Origin of the sequence: Pseudomonas sp. RC2C2 (assembly GCF_018390435.1) — a bacterium.
Classification (GTDB): Bacteria; Pseudomonadota; Gammaproteobacteria; order Pseudomonadales; family Pseudomonadaceae; genus Aquipseudomonas; species Aquipseudomonas donghuensis.
Genome location: NZ_JAHBAX010000001.1, coordinates 3,812,616 through 3,838,121 on the forward strand (window position 1 = coordinate 3,812,616; position 25,506 = coordinate 3,838,121).

A 25,506-nucleotide genomic window follows, 5' to 3' on the forward strand; every position below is an offset into this window, starting at 1 on the left:
TCATTCCTCGTGCTTAGGGGTTGAAGGCGGGGTGCTGGGGTCGGCGTCATGCAGGTGGCGGGACAGGTAGAGGCCCTGGGCCACCAGGAACAGCACGGTCATGCCCAGGCTGCCGAACACCTTGAAGTCGACCCAGATGCTCTGGAAGGTGAAGGCGACGAACAGGTTGGCGGCACCGCAGAACAGGAAAAAGCCGATCCAGGCGATGTTCAGGCGCGTCCATACCGGCTCCGGCAGGGTCAGGGCGTGGCCCATGATGCGCTTGATCAGCACCCGGTCACCGATGAAGTGGCTGCCGGCAAAGGCCAGGGCGAACAGCCAGTTGACCACCGGCGCCTTCCATTTGAGGAAGGTTTCGCTGTGAAAGGCCAGGGTCAGGCCGCCGAATACCAGGCAGGCGACCAGGGTCAGCCACTGGCCCTTCTCCAGCTTGCGCTGGCGAATGAACAGGGCGCCGTAAACCACCAGCGAGCTGATGATCAGCATCGCCGTGGCGCTGTAGATGCCACCGAGCTCGACGCTGTGCCCGGCGAATTCGACGGCACGCGGTTCGAGCTTGTAGACGATGAAGAACAGGAGCAGCGGGATGAAATCGATGAATTGTTTCACAGTGGCAGCCAGAAGCAGGATGTGTCGGCATAATAACAAACATCAATGACAGCGAAAGCGCCACCTATGAATGTTGATCTGCACTGCCACAGTACGGCCTCCGACGGCGCCTTGTCGCCAACGGCACTGGTTGCCCGGGCCCATGAGCACGGCGTGCGGATGCTCTCGCTGACCGATCACGACACCCTCGAGGGCCAACTCGAAGCGCGCGCCGCGACCCAGGCGCTGGGGATGCAGTGGGTCAGCGGCATCGAGCTGTCGTGCACCTGGGGCGGGGCGACCATCCACGTGCTGGGCTACAACTTCCCGCTCGACGCCGCGCCATTGCAGGCCGCGGTCGAGTCGCTGCACCGTGGTCGCTGGCTGCGTTCGGAAGAAATCGACCGACGGTTGGCGCTCAAGGGCATGAAGGGTGCGCTCGAGGGTGCCCGGGCCATTCAGCAGGAGCTGGGCGACAGCGGCAATGCCCCGGCGCGCCCGCATTTTGCCGAGTACCTGGTGCGCGCAGGCTATGTAAAAGACCGCGCCGAGGCGTTTCGCAAGTGGCTGGGGGCCGGCAAGCTGGGCGATGTGAAGCTGCATTGGCCAACCCTGGAGGACACCGTCCAGACCCTGCGCCAGTCCGATGCCTGGGTCAGCCTGGCCCATCCGATGCACTACGATTTAACCCGCAGCAAGCGCCGCCGGCTGATTGCCGACTATATTCAAGCAGGCGGCCAGGCGCTGGAAGTGGTCAACGGCATGATGCCGGCTGAACAGGTAGGCACTCTGTCGATCCTGGCCCGTGAATTCGGTCTGCTGGCCAGTGCCGGCAGTGATTTCCATGGCCCGGGCACCTGGGGCGAGATCGGTGTCTACCGGCCATTGCCAGAGGACCTGCCACCCCTGTGGCGCCGATTCAAATATGAGCAGCCTATCGCGGCAGTCTGAACAGGAAGAGAACGTGAGTCAGTTTTTCCAGATTCATGCGGAAAACCCGCAACCGCGCTTGATCAAACAGGCCGTCGAAATCATTCGCAAGGGCGGTGTGGTGGTCTATCCCACCGATTCCTCCTACGCCATGGGCTGCCAGATCGGCGACAAGAACGCCGTTGAACGGGTTCGCCGCCTGCGCCAGCTGGACAAGAACCACAACTTCACGCTGATCTGCTGCGACCTGTCGCAGATGGGCCTGTTCGCCAAGATCGATACCGCCACCTTTCGCCTGCTCAAGGCCCATGTGCCGGGGCCGTACACCTTCATCCTCAACGCCACCCGTGAAGTGCCGCGCCTGCTACTGCACGAAAAGCGCCGCACCATCGGCCTGCGTGTGCCGTCCAACCCGATCGCCCTGGCCCTGCTCGAAGAACTCGGTGAGCCGCTGATGAGCGTGAGCCTGATCATGCCCGGCGAAGACGAGCCGATGACCGACCCCTACGAGATCCGTCAGGCCCTGGAGCATCACGTCGACCTGATCATCGATGGCGGCTTTGGCGACCTCAAGGCCTCGACCGTGATCAGCCTGGCCGGTGACGAGCCGGAAGTGATCCGCGTCGGCTGTGGCGATCCTGCGCCGTTCATGGTCGAAGCGTGAGCCAGGCGACCATCACCGAGCCGAGCATCGATCCGCAAGCCGGGGCCCAGCAGGAACTGCCGCTGGTGCTGGTGTATGGCGAAGCCATGACCGAGATGCCGGTGGACCTGTACATCCCGCCGGATGCCCTGGAAGTGTTCCTGGAGGCCTTCGAGGGCCCACTGGACCTGCTGCTGTACCTGATCCGCAAGCAGAACGTCGACATCCTCGACATTCCGGTGGCGGAAATCACCCGCCAGTACATGGGCTACGTCGAGTTGATGAAGACCGTGCGCCTGGAGCTGGCCGCCGAGTACCTGGTGATGGCGGCGATGCTCGCCGAGATCAAATCGCGGATGTTGCTGCCGCGTTCCGCCGAGGTCGAGGAGGAAGAGGCCGACCCGCGCGCCGAGCTGATCCGTCGCCTGCAGGAGTACGAACGCTTCAAGGCCGCCGCCGAAGGCATCGATGGCCTCAGCCGCGTCGGCCGCGAGGTCGTCGTGCCGCGCCTGGACGCGCCACAGGCCAAGGTGCGTAAACTGTTGCCCGAGGTCAGCCTGGAAGAACTGCTGGTGTCGATGGCCGAAGTGCTGCGCCGTGGCGACCTGTTCGAAAGCCACCAGGTCAGCCGTGAGGCGCTGTCGACCCGCGAGCGCATGAGCGAAGTGCTTGAACGTCTCAAGGGCGGCGGTTTCGTGCCCTTCGTCGAGTTGTTCACGGCCGAGGAGGGCAAGCTCGGGGTGGTGGTGACCTTCATGGCGATTCTCGAATTGGTCAAGGAATCCTTGATCGAACTGGTGCAAAATGAGCCCTTTGCGCCGATCCATGTCCGCGCCCGCGCCGAGTAACAACTGAGCAAGCCCATGAACCTGAATGAACCGCGCGACCTGGCGCCCCTGCTCGAGGCCTTTTTGCTGGCCTCGGGCAAACCGCAATCCCTCGAGCGCCTGTATGAGCTGTTCGAGGAAGCTGAGCGCCCGGAGCCTGCGGTGTTCAAGAAGGCCCTGGAGGTGCTGCGCAAATCCTGCAATGGCCGCGCCTTCGAGCTCAAGGAAGTGGCCTCGGGTTTCCGCCTGCAGATTCGCGAGGACTACGCGCCCTGGGTCGGCCGGCTGTGGGAAGAGCGCCCGCAGCGCTACTCCCGGGCACTGCTGGAGACCATGGCGCTGATTGCCTACCGTCAGCCCATCACCCGCGGCGAGATCGAAGACGTGCGCGGTGTGGCGGTCAATTCCAACATCATCAAGACCCTGCTCGAGCGCGAGTGGATTCGTATCGTCGGCTACCGTGAAGTGCCCGGCAAACCGGCGATGTTCGCCACCACCAAGGCCTTTCTCGACCACTTCAACCTGAAGAACCTCGACGAGTTGCCGCCCTTGGCCGAATTGCGCGAGATGGAGCCTGCGCCGGAACCTGTGCTGGAACTGGACGACGCGCCGGTGCCGGCGCACCTGCAGGCCCTGGCCGATGCCAGCGCCGAGCCGCAGGAGGCGCCGGAAGAAACCAGCTTCCGCAGCTTGCTGACCGAGCTGGACGCCATGGAAGAAGGGCTCAAGACCGACTTCGATGACTTGATCGACGAAACACCGCTCGACCTCGATGCCGAGCCGTTGGAAACCGAACCGCAGGCGCCGCATCAGTAACCTCGGCCTTCGGGCGCAGAGTCCCGGCAACTTTTGCAATTTCGACTAGTCTCAGGTGCGTTCACGCCGCGATCAGCGTATGATTCGCGACCCTTTTTGGCGCTTGTCCGCCATACCAGATTTTTGTCAATACACCGGGAGGTGCCCAGCATGAGTGAAAAAGACCTGCAAGAAGCCCAGCCATTGCCGCCATCAGGCGAGAAACTGCAAAAAGTGCTCGCCCGTATCGGCGTGGGCTCGCGCCGTGACGTCGAGGCCTGGATCAGCCAGGGCCGGATCAAGGTCAATGGCGTCGATGCCAGCCTTGGCCAGCGCGTCGACCTGCACGATGCGATTTCGGTCGACGGCCGCCTGATCAAGCGCGAAGAAGCCGCCGAAACCGTGCGCCGAGTGATCATGTACAACAAGCCCGACGGCGAAATCTGCACCCGTGACGACCCGGAAGGCCGTCCGACCGTGTTCGACCGCCTGCCACGCCCGAAAGAAGGGCGCTGGATCAACATCGGCCGCCTCGACATCAACACCACCGGCCTGCTGATGTTCACCACCGACGGTGAACTGGCCAACCGCCTGATGCACCCGTCCTATGAAATGGACCGTGAGTACGCGGTGCGTGTGCGGGGTGAAGTCGACGAAGACATGATTGCCCGCCTCAAGGCCGGTGTTGTGCTCGAAGACGGCCCGGCGCGTTTCACCGACATCCAGGAAGCACCTGGCGGTGAAGGCTTCAACCATTGGTACCACTGCGTGGTGATGGAAGGCCGTAACCGTGAAGTACGTCGCCTGTGGGAATCCCAGGGCCTGGTGGTCAGCCGCCTGAAGCGCGTGCGTTTCGGTCCGGTGTTCCTCAACTCCGACCTGCCGATGGGCCGCTGGCGCGAAATGAGCCAGCAGGAAGTCGACATCCTCGCGGCTGAAGTGGGCCTGACTCCGGTGGCCATGCCGGCGTTGAACCACAAGTCCAAGGACAAGCTCGAGCGCCTGCAGCGCAAGTCCACCCGTCCTTTGGGGCGTGGCGAGCGCGTGCGCACCTTGCGTCCGGCTCAGGATGCAGCCACTGCTGGTGAGCGCCCTGCACGTCAGCCCCGTGGTGAAGCCGAACGTCCTGCCCGTCAGCCGCGGGGCGAGGAGCGTCCAACCCGCCAACCACGTGGCGAAGCCCCGCGCAAGGACAGTGGCCGTGGCAGCAGCACGGTGGCCGAGCGCCCGAGCGACATGAACAAGCGCGGCAAGCCGGCACCCAAGCGTCCGGGCAGCACCCGCAACAAACCACGCCCGTAAGGTGGGTGGGTAGGCGCGGGCTTGTCCCGCGATTGCGTTGGATCGGATAAATCGTAATCGCGGGGCAAGCCCGTTCCTACAGTGTTGAAGAAGCCAACCTTCGGGTTGGCTTTTTTTTGCTCGAAATTTCCTTGTCTTACAGATACTTCCGTAAGGCGTGGAAAGAATTTAAACCACCTTGTAAATATTTCGTTACAAAGGCTTGCCGGTTATTGGGCTGTTCCTGCGATTTTTTTCTGCTGTAAACAGAACTTTCCGAGTCGCCCGGGGCGGGGCGCTTTACGTAACCGTCAACAGCTTGCCCGCAGGTCTGCGCAGCGGTGAGATAGGCGCCATTGCGGTGCGTAGCCGGGCCGGAGAGCCAGGCATTGATAAGAACAAATGGAGGCGCTATGTACGCCAATTACCCCCCCAGGCTTGACCCTTTCCTCAGGAACGGTGCGTTTTGTCGTCAGACAGTCACGCAACGTGTTGACCCCTGCGCGTCTGCAGGGGTATACAATGCGCCGCGTTTTAACTGTGACCCCAATGCGTACCTCGCACTCTTGCTGACACCCGGTTGATGCGTCCAGGGCTCTTGCCCGCGACCTGAACCCTCGTCCAAGAACCTTCAAGGTAACCACCTTGTTAATTCCGCTGCGCCACGAGCGCGGTGGGTCCGATTCCGTCACAGATAAAAACAAGCAGGTGACTTCGTTCATGAGTGGACAAAACACGCATTCAGGCGAGCTGAAACGCGGCCTGAAAAATCGCCATATCCAGTTGATCGCCCTGGGCGGTGCAATTGGTACCGGGCTGTTCCTGGGTTCGGCCGGGGTGATGAAATCGGCGGGCCCGTCGATGATTCTCGGCTACGCGATCTGTGGCTTCATTGCCTTCATGATCATGCGCCAGCTGGGTGAAATGATCGTTGAAGAGCCGGTAGCCGGTTCCTTCAGTCACTTCGCGCACAAGTATTGGGGTGGTTTTGCCGGCTTTCTCTCCGGTTGGAACTGCTGGATGCTGTACATCCTTGTCGGTATGTCGGAACTCACCGCGGTCGGCAAGTATGTGCACTACTGGTGGCCAGAGATTCCGACCTGGGCCTCGGCGGCAGCCTTCTTCATCCTGATCAACGCGATCAACCTGGCCAACGTCAAAGTGTTTGGCGAGGCCGAGTTCTGGTTCGCGATCATCAAGGTTCTGGCCATTGTCGGCATGATCGCCCTGGGCAGTTGGATGCTGGTCAGTGGTAGCGGCGGCCCGCAGGCTTCGGTGAGCAACCTGTGGGAACATGGCGGCTTCTTCCCCAATGGTGTCAGCGGCCTGGTGATGGCCCTGGCGATCATCATGTTCTCCTTCGGTGGCCTGGAAATGCTCGGTTTCACCGCCGCTGAAGCCGACAAGCCGAAGACCGTGATCCCCAAAGCGATCAACCAGGTGATCTACCGCATCCTGATTTTCTACATCGGTGCCCTGGTGGTGCTGCTGTCGCTGACGCCATGGGACAGCCTGGTTACCAGCCTGGACTCGGCCGGTGGCACTTATGGTGCAAGCCCGTTCGTGCAGGTGTTCTCGCTGCTCGGTAGCGATGTTGCCGCGCACATCCTCAACTTCGTGGTGCTGACTGCGGCGTTGTCGGTGTACAACAGCGGTACCTACTGCAATGCCCGCATGCTCTACGGCATGGCCGAGCAGGGCGATGCTCCGGCCAGCCTGTCGAAGATCGACAAGCGCGGTGTGCCGGTACGCTCGATCCTGGCCTCTGCTGCAGTGACCCTGGTGGCCGTACTGCTCAACTACTTCATGCCGCAGCATGCACTGGAGCTGCTGATGTCGCTGGTGGTGGCAACCCTGGTGATCAACTGGGCGATGATCAGCTACTCGCACCTGAAGTTCCGCCAGCACCTGGACAAGACCGGCCAGACGCCGCTGTTCAAGGCGCTGTGGTACCCCTATGGCAACTACATCTGCCTGGCCTTCGTGGTGCTGATCCTGGGCATCATGCTGCAGATCCCGGGCATCCAGATCTCGGTCTATGCGATTCCGGTCTGGCTGCTGGTGATGGGCGTGTGCTATAGCCTGAAAACCAACCGCAGCAAAGCCACGGTCGCAGCCAGCCCTGCACCGCTCAAGCGCTGATTCAAATGGTTGAACGAACGCCCCGCTGCGCGGGGCGTTTTGCTTTACAGGTAGATGATTTCGAGGGTGCCTGAACCATCGAGCTGGATATCCTGGCGGTTGTCCAGTTCGTTGGTCGGGGCGATCACCGGCAGTATGTTGACTGTCGCGTTGAGGTTGCGAATGGCCACCGGTCCCTTCGCGGTCATGGCTTCATCGCTGAAGCCGAGTACGGTGGTATCGGCAATGCTCCTCGGCTCGCTGCCCGAATCGCTCCAGCCGATGCCGCCGGCAGTGGATTGGGTCAGGTAAACCGCCGCTAGCTGGTCGGCAGTGATCGACTGCGGGTCGAACTGTACTTCATACAAGCCGATCCTGTTCTCGGCGCCATCGCGTCCCAGGCCATAGAAAATCAGCGAGTTGACCAGCGAGCTGCCGTCACGGTTGTCGTGCATGCGCAAGGCATAACGCGCCGGGCTGTCACAATTGATCGACAGGTTCAATTGACGGGTGGGCAGGCGCGTACGCCGGTCGCTGTTCAGGCTTTGGGTGGTGATCCTGCCGTAGTCCACTACGCCTCCCTGGGACAGGCTCGGGGTACAGGCTGCTGGGATGATCTGCCAGTGTATGGCCAGTTCGGCTGTGCTGCCCGACGCTGGGGCGTGAAGTTGCCCGGTGCTTCTGAACTGCGTCGACTCACGCACGGCAAAGGCCTGGGCATCGAGTTCGCCCTCAAGCACCAGGGTCAGGTTGAGGTTGCGACCTTTTAGCGGTTTACCCGCCGCCACCGGGGTGATGCCGCTGCGTGGCTGCCAGTTCAGGTGGGCGTTGGCCGGGGCCGGAACTGCCCCGGGCTGATCGAGCCGGGCCAGGTCCACGCGCACGCCGTCGACAAAGGCATCGCTGGCTTGCAATCGATAGTGGCCCGAGCCCGCCAGCGCGAAGCGCTCCTTGTCCAGGCCGTTGGCGCTGTAAAACAGGCTGAGGTCGGCAGGGTCGTTGCAGCTCATGCTCAGTTGCGCGGTCTTTTTCGCCAATGCCAGGCCAGGGCTGCCGGCTTCCAGTCGGCTTCGATCAAGCGTCCCGTAGTCCAGTGGATCAGGGCTGACCTGTAGCCGGCATTCGGCCGCCATGGCCGACAGTGGCAAGACGAACAGCAATAGCAGGGGGGGAGGGTGTTCATGTGCTGGCGCATCCTCTTCGGGCTGCCGAGTAGGCTGACGACACAAGGTCTGATTGCCAGGGGCAGGTCGTCGCTGGGGCTCAACTGCATGTGCGTTGAGCCTGGGTGTAGTAGCTGTCGGTGGTGTTGCCAGTGTCCGGTTCCAGAGTGACCCGGCACTCTTTGGCCTGATGGTCGCTGACGATCAGGTGGCCAATGTCATCGCTGTTATCGATGAACACCAGGCCGCCGGGCTGCACCAGGTTGATGAAGCGGCCGCGGTCATCGAATACCGAAGCACCGCTGGCCAGCGGCTGACCGCTGTTGTCGAGCAGGGTCAGCAGCACCCGACGCGTGCTCCAGGCCCTGAAACTCAGGCGCGGCACCGCGCCACGGTGGGCGCGCAGCACGCCGGCACCCTCATCGACATTGATGTTGATCGGCAAGCTCTGGGTATCGATCTGGACCGGGCTGCGACCGTAGGCGGCCAGGGCGGGAATCACCGCATGCCCTGTATGGTCGGTCCACACCGGGCCGCTGGGGGTGCTGGCCTTGACCCCGGGGGTATCGGTGACCGAGAGGATGGCAAAGGTATCGCGGATCGGGTAGGGCGTTGGTGTGATGCCTGCGCCGTGCACTGCAACGCCTCCGCGCAGGCCCAGGTTGTAGTTGCTGTTATCACCGTCGCCGCTGTAGTTCAGGTCCAGCTGGGTATAGCGCGGCAAGGCCGAGAGGCCGGCGCTGGCCAGCGTACTGGAATCTCCCGAACGATGCTCGGCGCCCAGGCGATAGCCGAAGCTGTCGTTTACCTGTTCGTTGTAGGCCAGCGTGCTGTTGCTGTGCCCGCCGCTGTGGCGGACACTGCTGCGCAAACGGCGTTTGCCGTCCAGCGGAATGCTGGCGCTGAAGTACAGGGCATCGTCGTTGTAGCCATTGCTGCTGCCGACGGACTTTTCCATCGTGGCTGACAGGGTCAGCCCACCGTAGCTGTTGCCCCAGGACAGAAATAGGCGTTGATTGCTGTCATGCTCGTAATAGGTGGTTTGCGTGTAGCCGAGGTTGAAGCTGCCCAGGGCGGCGCTAGCCCAGCGCAAACTGGTACTGAGCTGATCACGGTAGCTGGACCAGTGCTCCTCGTTGTCCCGGTTGGTGCTGTCGAGCAGCTCCCGGTAACCACGGGTGCGATGATTGCCGGCCACCAGGCTTGACCATTGCTCATTCAGTTGCCAGTTGAGCTGACCGCCCAGTTGGGCGCCGCTTTTGTCCAGCGTGGTTGCTTGTGAGCCAAGGGTAAAGACTTCGCCGTTGAGCTGGGGGGTAAGTACTGTGCCCACGCTGGCACCCAGTCCCCGGTACCCCTGGGCGAGGATCACGCCGCTGCTCAGGCTTGAGCGATCTCCCAATGCGCCTGTCTGGCCCAGGCTCACCACTGCTGGGTCGTCGCTGTCATGGCCGTGGCTGCGCACAACCCCGGCGCCGACGCTGAAACCGGTTTGCGGGCGAACGCTGGCGGTCAGGTTGGCCGGTACGCGAAAGCGTCGTTGCTCACCGTTGGTCTCGATGACGGTGACCTCAAGGTCCGAGCGCGAAGTGATGCGCGGAATGTTGCTGATGGTAAACGGCCCGGGCTGGACCACGGTGCTGTACAGCAATGCGCCGTTCTGGTGGATTTCGACCCGCGCCTGACTGTTGGCAATGCCTTGCACGCTGGCATTGTCCAGTTGCGAGAGCAGGCCATATTCGGGGGTTACCTGCGCCCCGATGATCTGCGCGCCGTTGAGCACCGGGTTGACCAGGCTGATTTCGCCAGCCTGGAACAGGCTGCGATGCTCGGCGAAGCTGCGCTGTACATAGGTGTCGAGCATTTCGCTGTGCACCTTGCCGTCGAAGCGGCTGTGCACCTGGCGGCTGCGCAGGATCCAGTTGTCCATGTTCAGTCCCAGTTCGGTGTTGGCTGCCGCGTAACGGCTGGACTGGCCGTCGTAGCGGTTGAACGAGCTGAACAGGTCGTAGTTCAGCAGGCCGGCAACCCCGCCCTGGTTATAGTCTTGCGACAGTTGACGGTGCTGCACCAGGGCCTGGTCGGGGACGACGACCTGCACCCGGTGTTGCCCTGGCTGCAGCTCGACCTGCGCCTGAGGGAAGGCCTCGCCCAGTTCGAGGCAGGCCGGATCGACCGGGGCATCCTGCTCGTCCAGGGTAGTGGGCCAGTCGGCGGGGCGCTCGATCCCGGCAAATGCCAGCAACGCGTCATCGAAGCACAAGCTGCCGTCCTGGCTGAAGCGGGCCTGGGTGGCACCCTTGTCGCGGCCATTGACCGTCAGGCTGATTTGCTGGCGGCCGGGCGGGAAGCGCGTTTGTCGGCCGAACAAGGCCGCCAGCTTCGGATCGATGCCACGCTGGCGCAGCACTTCCTGGTCGAACACGCTGTGCTCGGCGTGAACGGGTTCATTGGCCGCCTGCGCAGGTTTAAGGGTATCCAGGCCCAGCAATGTCAGGCACAGGCCGAGTATCAGTTGCTCGCGCGGGCGCTTTTTGCCCAGGGCGTCATCGGGGGTGCTCACAGGATGCTTGCCTCGAAGGGGTCGACCGCAAAGCCATAAACCGTGGCCGGCTGAAAGCGCACGGTAGTGGCCGCGGCGGCGGCATCAGGCAAGTCGAGTGTGATGGTTTCGTGGGCCAGGACGTAGTTGCGGCCCAGGTCCAGTGAGTGCTGACCAGGCAGCAGTTGCAGCTCCTGGGCCAGGCGAACGACGTAAGGCGTGTTGTTCTCTACGCGCAATTGCTTGCCATCCACGCGCCAGACCAGCCCTTTCCAGGGCTCGCTGTTGCGTGCCAAGCCCTTGGGGTGAAGGATGACCGGAAGGTTCTGGCGCACGCCGAAGTTGACCCGCATGTTCTGGGTGCTACCGGGAGCGGTTTCGCGAATGCCTTCGAAGATCACCCGGCGCAGGCGCTGGCTGTGCAGAGGCTCCTTGCCCACATAGTGGAAGATCACCTGTTGTTCCTTGCCGGCTTCCACCCGGGCGACCGTGGGCTGGACCACCAGCAGGTTGTCGTTGTCTTCAGCTGGGTTCTCGATGAACACCGCCAGCAGGGCGGCTTGTGGGTCGGTATTGGTCACCACGAATTCACTGCCGCTGGCGCGGGCTTCTTCGACGATGACCACTGAGGTTCTGGGCACCATACCGTCGGCGTATGCCTGGGGCAGGGGTAGGGTGCAGAGAAGAATTGCAGGCAGCAGGGGGCCTGCAACGAGTTTGCACGCTTTGATCATGGTCGCTGTTCAGTGCTGGGCGTCGGGCGCAGCTCCCCGGGCTGCTTCCATCAGGCGTGATCGGGGAGTGCGCGAGCCGGATGTCAGAGGTGGGCGGCGAGCGTTCCGTGTTCGCGCCCTTGGTCACGGATGACGATCAGAGGTACACGACCTCGAGGGTCGCGCTGCCGTCAAGCTGAGCGTTGTCGGTTAACGTCAGGCTCTTGTTGAGAAAGCCGTTGACTTCCAGGTTGATACTGACGCTGGTGACTGCACTGGGCGCCGACGGTGAAGGCTGGTTTGCAAAAGAGGCCCGGAAGCCCGGTTCCTTGCCAAAGTCGCTTAGGATGAGAGTCGACGCGGGGATCCAGCTGGTACCGCCGTCCAGCGAATCCAGGTGGTAGCCCGTTTCACCATCCACCAGGGTGCCGCCGTTTATCCAGCGTATAAAAAAATTGCCGAGTTGCTGGTCTTCATGCATGCCAAGTCCAAACCGCTTCAACTCTGAGGGCGCACTGTCGCGACGATTGTCGCTGGCAATAACGGCAATGCTGGTCGGCGCGCTGCATTCGATGGCGAAGGACAGGTTTTTGGCTGGAAGGAGATAGTAGTTGCCTGTTTCCCCAAGGTTTGCCAGCGATACAACGCCGTAGTCCACCTGCCCGCCATTGCTCAAGGTCGGTGTGCAGGCGGTCGGGGTGATGGTGCCGGTGACTGTCAGGTCGGTGGTGGCGGCCATGGCGTGGGTGGTGGCCAGGCAAAGCAGTGCAGCAAGGGAGAGGACGGAGGTTTTCACAGTGATTTCCTTTCAGTGTGGGTATTGGCTGTCGCCCGTTTGGCAAATGGTCTGCTTGCTGCGCTACGGGCTGTCGTTTCAAGCGCTCGGGCAAGGTTCAGAGGTAGACGATCTCGATGGTTGCGCTGCCGTCCAGTGTTACGTTGTCGTTGAACGACAAGTCCTTGTTTATGTGGCCTGTTACCTTCATGTTCATGGTTACGCTGGTGACTGCTGTTGGGCTGCTGACTGTCTGGTTGGAGAAAGAAATCCTTTCGTCCGGGCCCCGGCCGGCATCGACGAGGGTGGCGGTGCGGTGGCTGTCCCAGGTGTTGCCAGCATCACGCGAGATCAGGTTCATGCCGCTGCCGCCGTCGATCAGGGCTTCTTCGTCGTCCCAATGCATGTAGTAGATGCCGATTGGCTGATCTTCATACATGCCAAGGCCGAACAGCCAAGGGTTGGGCCCCGCGCTTTCGCGGCGATTGTCGTTGGCGATGACGGCGATGGCGGCCGGTGCACTGCATTCGATGGCAAAGTTCAGGCTTTTGGCGGGGAGCTTGTAGGTGGTTGAGGTTTCTTCAAGGTTTGACAGCGACTGCACGCCGTAATCAACCACGCCGCCATTGCTCAAGGTTGGCGTGCAGGCCGCCGGGGTAATGGTGCCGGTGACACTCAGGTCGGTGGTGGCGGCCATGGCGTTGGCGGTGGCCAGGCTCAATAGGGCCGCTAGGGTCAGTACGGACTTTTTCACAGTGATTTCCTTCTGGATGTTGGTGTTTTAAGTGTTGCTGTGACCCGTTTTGCGCGCGCAGTTGCCCGCTCCCTGTCGTTCGGCAGGCAGTGGCTTGGGCGTGTGCCGGGTTCTTGTCGGCCAGGCTTGGCTGTTATTAGGGTGTCGTGCCTATGGGTAGAAGCTCGAGTCCTCTTGAGGTCAGGCTGGTGAGAAGGTGCTGATCGACCACACCGGCGTTTTCCGAGCGAAGGCAGCCGTTCCCGGCTATTTCGAGTCTTGCCTGCTTTGCCGTCTTCAGAGGTACTGAAGCTCGATGGTCATGTGGCCATCCAGCAGGGCTTCATCGACGTGGGTTATGTCGTTGCGCAACCAACCCGTGACTTCCAGTCGCAGATTCAGTAGCTCTGCGGCTGACGGGCTGTTCTGGCTGCGCCGGGCAAAGCCCAGGCGTGAGTCTGGCTTGTCGCCCTGGTGCTCGAAGCCGCCACCGGCTATGCGAGTCCAGGTGCTGCCTTTGTCTTCGGAGTAGAGGGTGTCGGCTGGCAGATTGTCGAGGGTCGCATCACTGTCCGCCCATACGGCGCTGTAAAAGCCCAGGGACTCACCGCTGGTGGTGGTGCCCAAGCCGAATGCCTTGGGCATTGGCATCGAGGTGCTGTCGCGGCGATTGCCGGTGGCTATCAGGGCGAAACGGGTTGGCCGGTCACAGACGACGGTGAAGGTCAGGTTGCGCGGCGGCAGGGCCGAGTGATCGGGAATCACGGGCTGGGGCGGAAGTTCGGGCATGGAAATATTGCCGAAATCGACCTGGCCGTTTGCGGAAAGCGACGGCGTACACGCTGCCGGAGTAAGGGTGCCGCTGATATTGACGTCAGTGCTGCTGGCATGTGCGCCTGCACTGACGAAGGTCAGCAGCGCGGTCAGGGTACACAAAGGCTTGGTGTTCATTGTTCGGTCCTTTGAAAATGAATGAACCTCCGTGCCGTTGTGGGTCTTATGCAGGAATCGGCAGCGGATGGTTCTTCAGGCAGCGCAAGGCAAGCTTGCTCTGCCAGTTACCAGGGACGAATCCCTGATCCTGTGTCATCCGTGACGATTTTTCACACGTTTTTGTTAGACGATGGAACGTGCGAATGTTTGGTTTTATGTGCTTTGCTTGGCCTTGCCCGAGGTAAACAGCGGGAGCATAGTGCTCGGCAAGGCTGTCTGTGGTGTTCGGATGCCGATTATGCCCAAAAAAATGTTCGTGTAAAGGGGTTTTGTTTGAAAAATTGTGCAAATTCTGCACCGAAATCGGCAGAGAGCGGAGAACGATTGCGCCAGGAACGTACCCGTCTGGGCTTGCGTCAGGATGATTTCGCCCAGCTTGGCGGGGTCAACCGCAATACCCAGGGCAGTTATGAAAAAGGCGAGCGCAACCCGGACGCGGCGTACCTGGCGGCAGTTGCGGGGGCAGGGGTCGATGTGCGCTACGTGATTACCGGCGTGCGCACGATTGATGGCGGCGCTTCGTTGAACGAGCCGGAACAGCGCTTGCTGGCTCAATACCGGTCATTGGCTATCGCCGACCAAGAAGTTGTGCATAGAATTGTCGGGGCCATGCACGACGCAAAAGGTAGTGGCGTATAGCTATTATCTCAATTTTCCTACGAAACGCTCGGAACGGTCCTAGTGGGTTCGCAGAGAATTGCTCGTAACGTCGATGCATTCAGTCTCGCTAGGGAAGGGTGATCATGTCGGAGCATAAAACCTGCGCATTCAACACGGAAAGTGACGCTTCGCCTGTGCAACGCTTGAGTGAAGTCGAAAACGAGCTGCTGATTTTGTTTCGCCAGTTGTCCCCGGTGGATCAGGGCTGCGTACAGCGGGTAGCGCAAGTGTTGTGCCAGGGGGCGCAAGAGGCCGAGCGCGAGCGCTGCCGAATACCTGAGTCGGCCTGAATGTTTGATCAAAGGATGTGTGATGTTGCAGTTATCCAACGCGGTGCAGATCCCGGACGACGAGATCGAGTTGACTGCCATCCGCGCCCAGGGCGCCGGCGGGCAGAACGTCAACAAGGTCTCCAGCGCCGTGCACCTGCGTTTCGACACCCAGGCTTCGTCATTGCCGGCGTTTTACAAGGAGCGTCTGCTGGCGCTGAGCGACAGTCGCATTACCCGTGACGGGGTGATCATCATCAAGGCCCAGCAGTTTCGAACCCAGGAGCAGAACCGGGCCGATGCGCTGGAGCGCCTGCGCGAACTGATTCTCTCGGCGACCAAGGTCGAAAAGGCGCGGCGCCCGACCCGGCCGACCCTGGGTTCCAAGACCCGGCGCCTGGACACCAAGAGCAAGCGTGGAGCGATCAAGGCCGGGCGCGGCAAGATCGATTATTAAAGCAGGTGTCGTGGTGGCTGCAGACGGGCCTGGCGATACAGGTACAGGCTCAGCAGCAAACCGCAGAAAGACGCGCCAGCGGCAAAGACAAAGATCGAGGCAAAGCCGAATCCGGCAGCAATCGCCCCAGCCAGCGGCCCGGTGATCCCCAGCGACAGGTCGATGAACAGCGAATAGGCGCCCACGGCCGCGCCGCGATTGGAGGCGGACACCAGATTGACTGCCTCGACCCCCAGGGCCGGGAACACCAGCGAGAAACCAAAGCCGCTCAACGCCGCACCGGCCAGGGCCAGCTCGGCACTCGGAGCCTGCCAGAGCAGCAGCAGGCCGAGGGTTTCCACCGACAGGCAGGCGATCGCCACCCGGTAGCCACCGATACGGTTGATCAGGTTGCCGAACAGCAGTCGGGCACCAATGAAGCAGGCGCCGAACAGGCTCAGGCACAGCGCCGCGTTGTTCCAGTTGTGGCTGGCGTAGTACAGGGTGATGAAGGTGGCGATGGTGCCAAAGCCGATCGAGCCCAGGGCCAACCCCGAGCCGTGACCGAACACCCGGCCAAGCACGTGCAGAAACGGCAGGCGTTCACCGGCAACCACAGGGGCGGCGGTTTTCGGCCAGGCCAGCGCCAGCCCCAGCACGCACAGCAGCAAAATGCTGGCGCCCATGCTCCACAGGCCGAACTGCTGCACCAGCACTACGCCCAGCGGTGCGCCGATGGCCAGCGCACCATAACTGGCGATGCCGTTCCAGGAAATCACCTTGGCAGTGTGTTGCGCGCCCACCCGACCAATGCCCCAGCCGATGGCGCCGGAGCCGACCAGGCTTTCGGCGCTGCCCAGCACCAGGCGCCCGACCAGCAGGCTGGCCAGGCTCAGCCAGGGCGCATGCTGCAGCCACGCCGAAATCAACATGAACACGCCGCTCAAGCCACAACCGGCCAGGCCGTAGAGCACCGCGCGCTTGCTGCCCTGGTTGTCGATGATGCGGCTGGCATACGGACGGCTGAGCAGGGTGGCCAGGTACTGCACGCTGATCACCAGGCCCGCAACCACGGCGCCGAAGCCCAGGTCGTTATGCACGTAGCCGGGCAGCACGGCCAGGGGGATGCCGATGTTCAGGTAGCCGATGAAGGTAAACAGGACGATGGAGACGACTTGCAGGGTGACCGCAAGGGGGCGCGGTGAGTCGGGCATGTGCGGGCTTTCGTAGAAGAGGAATTCTTGACGGTGTGAAAACGTGTTGACGGGGTGGTCCCTGCATCAGCCGTTTTCACACAGTCTGATCGTTGCGCGATTATTCCTGGTCGGCGCTGGAGGTTTCGTCACCGTCGTGGTCAGCCTGGGCTGCTTCGGCGCTGTGAGTGGCAGGAGTCTGCTCTTCTGGGTTCAGGCTTGGGAAGGGAAGATTCGGGATTTCATGCATCTCGTCGTTCCTCGCAAGTGTGTGGAAAGGCTGCGCAAGGCGCGCATGGGCTTGTGAAAGCCTGTGCAGGATACAGGAGTCTGAATGACAGTATGAATTTTCCTGCTGATTGGTGTTGACGATCAGGGGATCTTCCGGGGCTGTTGCGCAGCCGATCGCTGGCAAGCCAGCTCCCACAAGGTCCGGTGTATGCATGACCTGTGGGAGCTGGCTTGCCAGCGATGCTTTTAGCGACAGACGTCGGCGATGGCGGCAGCCAGTGCTTCAAGGCGTGCCGCATCGGCGCCGGCGATGTTCGCCCGGCCAGTGCCGACCATGTACACGCTGTGCCGTTCACGCAGCTGCTTGACCTGCTCCGGCGACAAACCGGTGTAGGAGAACATCCCGCGTTGCTTGGCGATATGCGCGAAGCGTTCGCTCAGGCCGTGGGGTGCCAAGGCCTCGACCAGGCCGACCCGCAGCTCGGCAATGCGCTGGCGCATGGCGTCGACTTCTTCGACCCACAGGCGCTTGAGGTCGGCGTCGCCAAGAATCTGCGCCACTACCGCCGCGCCATGATCCGGTGGCGTCGACCACAGGTTGCGCGCCAGCAATGCCAGTTGACTACGCACATCCAGCAGCTTCTCGGCATCATGGCTGCACACCAGCAGGGCGCCGGTGCGGTCACGATAGAGGCCGAAGTTTTTCGAGCAGGAACTGGTGATCAGCAGCTCGGGCAGTTCCGCGGCGAACAGCCGTACCGCCCAGGCGTCTTCTACCAGGCCATCGCCAAAGCCTTGGTAGGCGAAGTCGATCAACGGCAGCAGCTCGCGGCGGCGCACCACCTCGAGCACGGCGCGCCAGTCGTCCTGGCTCAGGTCGAAGCCAGTCGGGTTGTGGCAGCAGGCGTGCAGCAACACCACATCGCCCTTAGGCGCGACTTCCAGGGCGGCCAGCATCCCGGCGACGTTCAGACGGTTGTCCGTGCCGACATAGGGATAGTGGCTGACCTTGAGGCCGGCACCGGCGAAGATGGTCTCGTGGATCGGCCAGGTCGGATCGCTCAACCAGATGCCGCGGCCCGGCAGGCAGTGTTCGATGAACTCCGCCGCCAGGCGCAGGGCGCCGGTGCCGCCCGGGGTCTGGGTGGCGCCGGCGCGCTGGTTGCTCAGCAGCGACGAATCACTGCCCAGCACCAGTTCGCCGATCAGCCGGCCAAAGGCCGCATCGCCATGACCGCCGACGTAGCTCTTGCTGGTCTGCTGTTCAAGCAGGCGCTGTTCGGCCTGCTTGACCGCCGCCGGAATCGGCGTCAGGCCCTGGGCATCCTTGAACACCCCGACACCGAGGTCGAACTTGTTCGGGTTGCTGTCCTTGGCATACGCCTCCATCAGCCCGAGGATCGGATCGCCGGGTACGCGCCCAATGGCGCCGAAGTGCATTACTTGCGGCCTTCGGCGGTGCTGGCGACCTCGTCGGTGCGCGCGGCCATGATGAAGTCGTTACGGTGCAGGCCCTTGATCGAGTGGCTCCACCAGGTCACGGTGACCTTGCCCCATTCGGTCAGCAGGCCTGGGTGATGGCCTTCGGCCTCGGAAATTTCGCCAACGGCGTTGGTGAAGGCCAGGGCGTGCTTGAAATTCTTGAACAGGAAGACTTTTTCCAGCTGCATGATGCCGTCACGGACTTCGATGTTCCAATCCGGGATCTGCTTGATCAGTACCGGCAGTTCTTCGTCGCTGACCTGTGGCGCATCGGCACGGCAGGCTTCGCAGTGGGCTTGGTTCAAGGCGTTCATAAGGTTTTCCGCAAGTGGTTGTTATTGGTTTGCAAGGTCGCTCAAGCGGCGACCTTGGGTGGAAACTTCGGTGCGTGCAGGCCCATCTTCATCGCTGTGTGGACCATGCCCATGATGTCTTCGTGGGCCAGGTCGAACAGGCGCTTGAGGTTAGGCAGGGCAAAGTACAGCGGCTGCAGGATATCGATGCGGTATGGCGTGCGCATGGCCTCCAGCGGGTCGAACGGCTGGTGCTCAGGTTCGCCGGACAGGCTGTAGACGGTCTCTTTCGGTGAGGACAGGATGCCGCCGCCATAGATCTTGCGACCCTGCGGGGTATCGACCAGGCCAAACTCGATGGTCATCCAGTAGAGGCGGGCAAGGTACACGCGCTCTTCCTTGGTAGCCTGCAGGCCGAGCTTGCCATAGGTGTGGGTGAACTCAGCGAACCAGGGGTTGGTCAGCAGCGGGCAGTGGCCGAAAATCTCATGGAAAATGTCCGGTTCCTGCAGGTAATCGAGCTCTTGTTCGGTACGAATGAACGTCGCCACCGGAAAGCGTTTGCTGGCCAGCAGTTCGAAAAAGGTCTGGAAAGGAATCAGTGCGGGGACGCGGGCAACTTGCCAGCCAGTGGTGGCACCCAGCACCTTGTTGATCTCGCCCAATTGCGGAATGCGGTCGTGCGGCAGGCCCAGTTGATCGATGCCGTCCAGGTATTCCTGGCACGCGCGGCCTTCGATCACCTTCAGTTGGCGGGTGATCAGGGTGTTCCACACCGCATGTTCATGCTGCGGGTAGTCGATAAAACCCTGCGCATCGGGCTCGCGAGCCACGTATTGCGTCTGTTTCATGCTGCTCTCCTGCTGGGGGCCATTCTTGTTATGTGATCAAGCCATTACCCCTAGTGTTACCCTGCTAGCGTGCCGGTTGTAGCGTCCTGGCGGCTGATTTGCCGTGATAGTTACTCGCATTTGTAACGATAACTTTACGAAATTGGCGGAATCCCGATAAATCAGGGGGTTTGCTCCTTGAAAGTCAGGCTGTCTGTCACATAATCTTTACGAAAATTATTCGGTCGCTGCAAAAAAAATCGCTGTCGTGCCGCGTACCAGGCCTTCTAGTAGGACATTTCATGCGTATTAAAGTGCATTGCCAGAACCGCATCGGCATCCTGCGCGACATTCTCAACCTGCTGGTTGAGTACGGCATCAACGTCGCTCGCGGCGAGGTCGGCGGCGAGCATGGCAATGCCATCTATCTGCACTGCCCGAACCTGATCAACCTGCAGTTTCAGGCCCTGCGACCAAAATTCGAGTCGATTGCCGGGGTGTTCGGGGTCAAGCGTGTAGGCCTGATGCCCAGCGAGCGCCGGCACATGGAGCTCAATGCCCTGCTCGGCGCCCTGGATTTCCCGGTGCTGTCGATCGACATGGGCGGTTCCATCGTTGCCGCCAACCGTGCGGCGGCGCAGTTGCTCGGGGTGCGGGTCGATGAGGTGCCGGGCATTCCGCTGTCGCGTTATGCCGAGGATTTCGACCTGCCGGAACTGGTGCGTGCCAACAAGTCGCGTATCAATGGCCTGCGGGTCAAGGTCAAGGGCGATGTGTTTCTCGCCGACATCGCGCCGTTGCAATCCGAGCACGATGACAGCGAGGCGCTGGCCGGCGCGGTATTGACCCTGCACCGCGCTGACCGCATCGGTGAGCGCATTTATAACGTGCGCAAGCAGGAGCTGCGCGGCTTCGACAGCATTTTCCAGAGCTCGCGGGTCATGGCGGCGGTGGTCCGCGAGGCGCGGCGCATGGCGCCGCTGGATGCCCCGCTGCTGATCGAGGGGGAAACCGGTACCGGCAAGGAGTTGCTGGCCCGCGCCTGCCACCTGGCCAGCCCCCGTGGCCAGGCGCCGTTGATGGCGCTCAACTGTGCGGGGTTGCCCGAATCGATGGCCGAGACCGAATTGTTCGGTTATGGCCCAGGCGCCTTTGAAGGGGCGCGGGCCGAGGGCAAGCTCGGATTGCTGGAGCTGACGGCTGGCGGCACCCTGTTCCTGGATGGCGTAGGTGAGATGAGCCCGCGCTTACAGGTGAAACTGCTGCGCTTTCTGCAGGACGGCTGCTTTCGTCGTGTAGGCAGCGATGAAGAGGTATATCTGGACGTGCGGGTGATCTGTGCGACCCAGGTCGACCTGTCCGAGCTGTGTGCCCGTGGCGAGTTCCGCCAGGACCTCTACCATCGTCTCAACGTTCTTTCCCTGCATATTCCGCCATTGCGCGAATGCCTGGATGGCTTGCCGCCGCTGGTCGAGCACTTTCTCGATCAGGCCAGCCGGCAGATCGGTTGCTCACTGCCCAAGCTTGCACCGGCAGCAATGGAGCGCCTGAGCCAGTACCACTGGCCGGGCAATGTACGGCAGTTGGAGAACGTGTTGTTCCAGGCGGTGTCGCTGTGTGATGGCGGGGTGGTCAAGAGCGAACATATTCGCTTGCCGGAGTACGGTGGGCGTCAGCCGCTGGGTGACTTCTCCCTTGAGGGCGACCTGGGGCAAATAGTCGGGCGTTTCGAGAAAGCGGTACTGGAACGTTTGCTGAGCGAATTTCCCAGCAGTCGGGCATTGGGTAAACGCTTGGGTGTTTCCCATACAACCATTGCCAACAAGTTGCGTGAACATGGCGTTGGCAAATCGGATTAATTAATCCGCTGTTAATAAAGTAAGGGAAATAACGGCAGGTTGTTAGTTGCACGCATGAGGCTCAATGAGTGCAGCGCGCCTCGTTGATTAACAACCGAGGCGCTGCAGGCGGTCGAGCCGTTGGCTCAGCCGTTCGAGCAACCGTTGCCCATCACCCGGTACTCGAGTATGTGGCGCTTGCCCTGGGAGTCTTCGTAGGTCATGCGCGCCGGGACCACTTCGCAGACATTCGGCACTTCGCTCATGGAAATGACTTTGGCGATGTCCAGGTGCTGCGAGTAACTGTACTGTTCAACCGGGATCTGCTCGGCGCCGCCTTGTGCAACTTCTTCGGCCATGGCCACGCTGCAAAGACTACCCAGTGCCAATACCAGTAAAGCTTTCATCTTCATTTTTACCTGTCTAAGGTCGTAAGGGGGCACGCAGCGCTTGTGGCGCCGCGTGTACAACAGGATCAACTATCACGATTAGTTGCCGATTAACTTCCCTTCGTGGGGGGCTACAAGAAAGTTAATCGTGGTGCTGTTGCTGGCGAGGTGAATTCTAGGAGTGCGGCCTGCGCTTAAACAGCCACGGTTTTGATAAACACTGTTGGCAGAAACTGTAACAATCGTCTGGCAGGCTGCCGGGATATTTTTATTTTCCGCCGTGCACGCCCGGCCTTGACGCTTCGCTGCTGGCCGCAGGGAGAAAAGACGAGGTCGTTACTACCAACGTCGAATGGCCGGCGCAGTCTGGTACAGTTACAACGAGGTCATACAAAAACAACTATTACACCGAGGTAACAAAGATGAGTGCGGCTCCCCTGTATCCCGTTCGTCCCGAGGTCGCGGCCAACACGTTGACCGACGAGGCGACCTACAAGGCCATGTACCAGCAGTCGGTGATCAACCCGGACGGCTTCTGGCGCGAGCAGGCTCAGCGCCTCGACTGGATCAAGCCTTTCACCAAGGTCAAGCAGACCTCCTTCGACGATCACCATGTCGATATCAAATGGTTTGCTGACGGCACTCTGAACGTTTCCTACAACTGCCTGGACCGCCATCTGGCCGAGCGTGGCGATCAAACTGCAATCATCTGGGAGGGCGACGACCCTTCCGAACACCGCAATATCACCTACCGCGAACTGCACGAGCAGGTGTGCAAGTTTGCCAACGCCCTGCGCGGTCAGGATGTACACCGTGGTGACGTGGTCACTATCTATATGCCGATGATCCCCGAGGCCGTGGTTGCCATGCTGGCCTGTGCCCGTATCGGTGCGATCCACTCGGTGGTGTTCGGTGGCTTCTCGCCTGAAGCGCTGGCCGGGCGCATCATCGACTGCAAATCGAAGATCGTCATTACCGCTGACGAAGGTCTGCGTGGTGGCCGTCGTACCGCGCTCAAGGCCAACGTCGACCTGGCCCTGACCAACCCGGAAACCAGCAGCGTGCAGAAGATCATCGTCTGCAAGCGCACCGGCGGCGACATCGCCTGGCACCAGCACCGCGACATTTGGTACGAAGACCTGATGAAGGTTGCCTCCAGCCACTGTGCGCCGAAGGAAATGGGGGCCGAAGAGGCGTTGTTCATCCTCTATACCTCCGGCTCCACCGGCAAGCCCAAGGGCGTGCTGCACACCACTGGCGGCTATATGGTCTATGCCGCGCTGACCCACGAGCGGGTGTTCGACTACCGCCCGGGTGAAGTCTACTGGTGCACCGCCGACGTTGGCTGGGTCACCGGTCACAGCTATATCGTCTATGGCCCGCTGGCCAACGGCGCGACCACCGTGCTGTTCGAGGGCGTGCCGAACTACCCGGACATTACCCGCGTGTCGAAGATCGTCGACAAGCACAAGGTCAACATCCTCTACACCGCACCGACCGCGATCCGCGCGATGATGGCCGAAGGTCAGGCCGCCATGGCCGGTGCCGATGGCTCCAGCCTGCGCCTGCTGGGTTCGGTGGGCGAGCCGATCAACCCGGAAGCCTGGAACTGGTACTACCACACCGTCGGCAAGGAGCGTTGCCCGATCGTCGACACCTGGTGGCAGACCGAGACCGGCGGCGTGCTGATCAGCCCGCTGCCAGGTGCTACCGCGCTCAAGCCGGGCTCGGCGACCCGTCCGTTCTTTGGTGTGGTGCCGGCGCTGGTGGATAACCTCGGCAACCTGATCGAGGGCGCTGCCGAAGGCAACCTGGTGATCCTCGATTCCTGGCCGGGCCAGTCGCGTTCGCTGTACGGCGATCACGACCGCTTCGTCGATACCTACTTCAAGACCTTTCGTGGCATGTACTTCACCGGTGACGGTGCCCGCCGCGACGAAGACGGCTACTACTGGATCACCGGTCGCGTTGACGATGTGCTCAACGTTTCCGGCCACCGCATGGGTACTGCCGAGATCGAAAGCGCCATGGTCGCCCACCCGAAAGTCGCCGAGGCTGCCGTGGTTGGTGTGCCGCACGACATCAAGGGGCAGGGCATCTATGTCTACGTCACTCTCAACGGTGGAGTCGAGTCAACCGAGCAACTGCGCCTGGAGCTGAAGAACTGGGTGCGCAAGGAAATCGGCCCGATCGCCTCGCCGGATGTCATCCAGTGGGCGCCGGGGCTGCCGAAAACCCGTTCGGGCAAGATCATGCGCCGCATCCTGCGCAAGATTGCCACGGCCGAGTACGACGGCCTGGGTGATATCTCGACCCTGGCCGATCCGAGTGTGGTGCAGCACCTGATCGATACCCACAAGGACATGAACAAGGCTTCGGCCTGAGTCTGAGGCTGCTTCGCAGCCTGTCGCCGGCAAGTCCGGCTCCCACAGGGTGATGTTTCCACTGTGGGAGCGGGCTTGCCAGCGATGAGGCCCTCATGTGTTACTCAAATGCCCCGTCTGGCATCTGCCGGCGGGGCTTTGTTCATTCTGTTACTTCGACAATCATCGGTAACCCTTCTGTCACCGCTTTCGCACAAAAGCGGGGCAAAGCGAAACGCCAGGGGGCATTTTCGGGGCGTTTTGCCGGTGCTTTTCGGCCTGCTGAAACGCTACGCTTGCCGGATTAGAAGGCTTTGCCAATAATAGGCCCGCTTATTGCTTCATTGATTGGTTATTTGTCTTTTGCTTTTGCATATTCCGCGAAAGCTGTCAATATCTCCGGCCCTGCGTTCCTGCGCTTCTGTAACTAGTTGTCGCATTGAAGAAATATCGGCTTCGGAGCTGTCGTTAAAATGCCGATCACTCGCTCGTCGCGTCTGCTTCAATGCCGACCCTGCGCAGCTCGCGTTGTACCCATTCGCATATCGGGCAGTCGTCAACCCTGCCTTGTATTGCCCTTTACCGATGGAGTTCCAGATGAAGAAACTCGCACTGCTTGGCGCCTTGGCGCTGTCCGTGTTTTCCCTGGCAGCGCTGGCTGATGAGAAACCGTTGAAAATCGGGATCGAGGCCGCCTACCCACCGTTCGCATCGAAGGCGCCGGACGGCAGCATCGTCGGCTTCGACTACGACATCGGCAACGCCTTGTGCGAAGAGATGAAGGTCAAGTGCACCTGGGTCGAGCAAGAGTTCGACGGCCTGATTCCGGCACTTAAGGTGCGCAAGATCGACGCCATCCTGTCGTCCATGTCGATCACCGACGATCGCAAGAAGTCCGTGGACTTCACCGGCAAGTACTACCTGACCCCGGCTCGCCTGGTGATGAAGGAAGGTACTGCCGTCAGCGAAGGCCTGACTGAACTGAAGGGCAAGAAGATCGGCGTGCAGCGCGGCTCGATCCACGACCGCTTCGCCAAGGAAGTGCTGGGTGCGCAAGGCGCCACCATCGTTCCTTACGGCACCCAGAATGAAATCTACCTGGACGTCGCCGCTGGCCGTCTGGATGGCACCGTGGCCGATGCTACGCTGTTGGAAGACGGTTTCCTGAAGACTGACGCTGGCAAGGGCTTCGCCTTCGTTGGCCCGTCGTTCACCGACGCCAAGTACTTTGGTGACGGCATCGGTATCGCCGTGCGCAAAGGCGACAAGGCCAACCTGGATCGCATCAACGCTGCCATCGCGGCCATCCGTGCCAACGGCAAGTACAAGCAGATTCAGGACAAGTACTTCAACTTCGACATCTACGGCCCTGAAGCCAAGTAAATCGTCGACGTTTCACCTGTTCAATGGTGCAAGCA

General features: G+C 61.3%; 25 protein-coding genes. 12 read left to right on the forward strand and 13 right to left on the reverse strand.

All coding sequences use genetic code 11. The features are described from left to right. Complete coding sequence (locus KHO53_RS17625) at nt 1–609, reverse strand: septation protein A (protein ID WP_213570563.1); 609 nt, start codon at nt 607–609, stop codon at nt 1–3. Between the two features lie 66 nt (nt 610–675). On the opposite strand from KHO53_RS17625, the gene KHO53_RS17630 reads away from it, so the two are divergent. The 6 genes from KHO53_RS17630 to KHO53_RS17655 all read left to right on the forward strand — a co-directional run bounded on the left by KHO53_RS17630 (nt 676) and on the right by KHO53_RS17655 (nt 7,206). Then, complete coding sequence (locus KHO53_RS17630) at nt 676–1,539, forward strand: PHP domain-containing protein (protein WP_010223025.1); 864 nt, start codon at nt 676–678, stop codon at nt 1,537–1,539. Between the two features lie 13 nt (nt 1,540–1,552). Next, entirely contained in the window at nt 1,553–2,182 is a 630-nt protein-coding gene (locus KHO53_RS17635) for an L-threonylcarbamoyladenylate synthase (protein ID WP_010223024.1), read from the forward strand. Between the two features lie 11 nt (nt 2,183–2,193). Continuing rightward, entirely contained in the window at nt 2,194–3,009 is an 816-nt protein-coding gene (locus KHO53_RS17640; protein ID WP_085989520.1) for a segregation and condensation protein A, read from the forward strand. Between the two features lie 15 nt (nt 3,010–3,024). After that, nucleotides 3,025–3,804 carry an SMC-Scp complex subunit ScpB gene (gene scpB / locus KHO53_RS17645; RefSeq protein ID WP_213570564.1) on the forward strand — a complete coding sequence of 260 codons (780 nt, stop codon included), beginning with the start codon at nt 3,025–3,027 and terminating at the stop codon, nt 3,802–3,804. Nucleotides 3,805–3,954: 150 nt separating this feature from the next. Continuing rightward, nucleotides 3,955–5,085, forward strand: coding sequence for a 23S rRNA pseudouridine(2605) synthase RluB (gene rluB / locus KHO53_RS17650; RefSeq protein ID WP_213570565.1), 1,131 nt, complete (start codon nt 3,955–3,957; stop codon nt 5,083–5,085). Between the two features lie 699 nt (nt 5,086–5,784). Then, nucleotides 5,785–7,206: an amino acid permease gene (locus tag KHO53_RS17655; protein ID WP_010226617.1), complete on the forward strand. Its 1,422-nt coding sequence runs from the start codon at nt 5,785–5,787 to the stop codon at nt 7,204–7,206. Between the two features lie 44 nt (nt 7,207–7,250). Here KHO53_RS17655 and KHO53_RS17660 read toward each other — a convergent pair whose 3' ends face one another. From KHO53_RS17660 to KHO53_RS17685, 6 genes are all read right to left on the reverse strand, one after another. Beyond that, a complete protein-coding gene (locus tag KHO53_RS17660) occupies nt 7,251–8,414 on the reverse strand; it encodes a DUF1120 domain-containing protein (RefSeq protein WP_213570566.1) in 1,164 nt (387 codons plus the stop codon). A 34-nt stretch (nt 8,415–8,448) separates the two neighbouring features. After that, complete coding sequence (locus KHO53_RS17665) at nt 8,449–10,911, reverse strand: fimbria/pilus outer membrane usher protein (protein WP_010226619.1); 2,463 nt, start codon at nt 10,909–10,911, stop codon at nt 8,449–8,451. Continuing rightward, a complete protein-coding gene (locus KHO53_RS17670; protein ID WP_036996288.1) occupies nt 10,908–11,624 on the reverse strand; it encodes a fimbria/pilus chaperone family protein in 717 nt (238 codons plus the stop codon). Before KHO53_RS17670 ends, KHO53_RS17665 begins: the two co-directional genes overlap by 4 nt. Nucleotides 11,625–11,760: 136 nt before the next feature. Next, entirely contained in the window at nt 11,761–12,399 is a 639-nt protein-coding gene (locus KHO53_RS17675; RefSeq protein ID WP_010226621.1) for a DUF1120 domain-containing protein, read from the reverse strand. Nucleotides 12,400–12,496: 97 nt separating this feature from the next. Beyond that, nucleotides 12,497–13,132 (reverse strand): DUF1120 domain-containing protein, encoded by a 636-nt coding sequence (locus KHO53_RS17680; protein ID WP_213570567.1) that lies wholly within the window; start codon nt 13,130–13,132, stop codon nt 12,497–12,499. 276 nt (nt 13,133–13,408) lie between these two features. Next, nucleotides 13,409–14,062 (reverse strand): DUF1120 domain-containing protein, encoded by a 654-nt coding sequence (locus KHO53_RS17685; RefSeq protein ID WP_036994252.1) that lies wholly within the window; start codon nt 14,060–14,062, stop codon nt 13,409–13,411. A 21-nt stretch (nt 14,063–14,083) separates the two neighbouring features. Here KHO53_RS17685 and KHO53_RS25855 point away from each other — a divergent pair, with 21 nt between their 5' ends. The 3 genes from KHO53_RS25855 (at nt 14,084) to arfB (ending at nt 15,490) form a co-directional block, all read left to right on the forward strand. Further along, a complete protein-coding gene (locus KHO53_RS25855; protein ID WP_309475845.1) occupies nt 14,084–14,743 on the forward strand; it encodes a helix-turn-helix domain-containing protein in 660 nt (219 codons plus the stop codon). A 104-nt stretch (nt 14,744–14,847) separates the two neighbouring features. Beyond that, nucleotides 14,848–15,054 (forward strand): hypothetical protein, encoded by a 207-nt coding sequence (locus KHO53_RS17695; RefSeq protein ID WP_010226627.1) that lies wholly within the window; start codon nt 14,848–14,850, stop codon nt 15,052–15,054. A gap of 22 nt (nt 15,055–15,076) precedes the next feature. Further along, nucleotides 15,077–15,490 carry an alternative ribosome rescue aminoacyl-tRNA hydrolase ArfB gene (arfB, locus tag KHO53_RS17700; protein WP_010226628.1) on the forward strand — a complete coding sequence of 138 codons (414 nt, stop codon included), beginning with the start codon at nt 15,077–15,079 and terminating at the stop codon, nt 15,488–15,490. Here arfB and KHO53_RS17705 read toward each other — a convergent pair. The 5 genes from KHO53_RS17705 to phhA all read right to left on the reverse strand — a co-directional run bounded on the left by KHO53_RS17705 (nt 15,487) and on the right by phhA (nt 19,519). Next, nucleotides 15,487–16,683: an MFS transporter gene (locus KHO53_RS17705; protein WP_036994255.1), complete on the reverse strand. Its 1,197-nt coding sequence runs from the start codon at nt 16,681–16,683 to the stop codon at nt 15,487–15,489. The two genes, arfB and KHO53_RS17705, sit on opposite strands and share 4 nt — an antisense overlap. A 100-nt stretch (nt 16,684–16,783) precedes the next feature. Beyond that, a complete protein-coding gene (locus tag KHO53_RS25790; protein WP_010226630.1) occupies nt 16,784–16,912 on the reverse strand; it encodes a hypothetical protein in 129 nt (42 codons plus the stop codon). Nucleotides 16,913–17,139: 227 nt separating this feature from the next. Then, entirely contained in the window at nt 17,140–18,333 is a 1,194-nt protein-coding gene (locus tag KHO53_RS17710; RefSeq protein WP_159388264.1) for an amino acid aminotransferase, read from the reverse strand. Next, nucleotides 18,333–18,689, reverse strand: coding sequence for a 4a-hydroxytetrahydrobiopterin dehydratase (locus tag KHO53_RS17715; protein WP_036994257.1), 357 nt, complete (start codon nt 18,687–18,689; stop codon nt 18,333–18,335). Before KHO53_RS17715 ends, KHO53_RS17710 begins: the two co-directional genes overlap by 1 nt. Before the next feature lie 41 nt (nt 18,690–18,730). Beyond that, nucleotides 18,731–19,519, reverse strand: a complete 789-nt coding sequence (gene phhA / locus KHO53_RS17720; RefSeq protein WP_010226636.1) for a phenylalanine 4-monooxygenase — start codon at nt 19,517–19,519, stop codon at nt 18,731–18,733. Between the two features lie 281 nt (nt 19,520–19,800). Between phhA and KHO53_RS17725 the strand changes: the two genes are divergently transcribed. Beyond that, a complete protein-coding gene (locus KHO53_RS17725; RefSeq protein ID WP_213570568.1) occupies nt 19,801–21,357 on the forward strand; it encodes a sigma-54-dependent transcriptional regulator in 1,557 nt (518 codons plus the stop codon). A gap of 125 nt (nt 21,358–21,482) precedes the next feature. Here the strand turns inward: KHO53_RS17725 and KHO53_RS17730 are convergent, their stop codons facing one another. Further along, complete coding sequence (locus KHO53_RS17730; RefSeq protein ID WP_036994258.1) at nt 21,483–21,743, reverse strand: DUF2790 domain-containing protein; 261 nt, start codon at nt 21,741–21,743, stop codon at nt 21,483–21,485. Nucleotides 21,744–22,147: 404 nt separating this feature from the next. Here KHO53_RS17730 and acs point away from each other — a divergent pair, with 404 nt between their 5' ends. Beyond that, nucleotides 22,148–24,109 carry an acetate--CoA ligase gene (gene acs / locus KHO53_RS17735; RefSeq protein ID WP_010226642.1) on the forward strand — a complete coding sequence of 654 codons (1,962 nt, stop codon included), beginning with the start codon at nt 22,148–22,150 and terminating at the stop codon, nt 24,107–24,109. A gap of 576 nt (nt 24,110–24,685) precedes the next feature. Then, a complete protein-coding gene (aotJ, locus tag KHO53_RS17740) occupies nt 24,686–25,471 on the forward strand; it encodes an L-arginine-binding protein AotJ (protein ID WP_036994260.1) in 786 nt (261 codons plus the stop codon). The last annotated feature ends 35 nt before the right edge of the window (nt 25,472–25,506 follow it).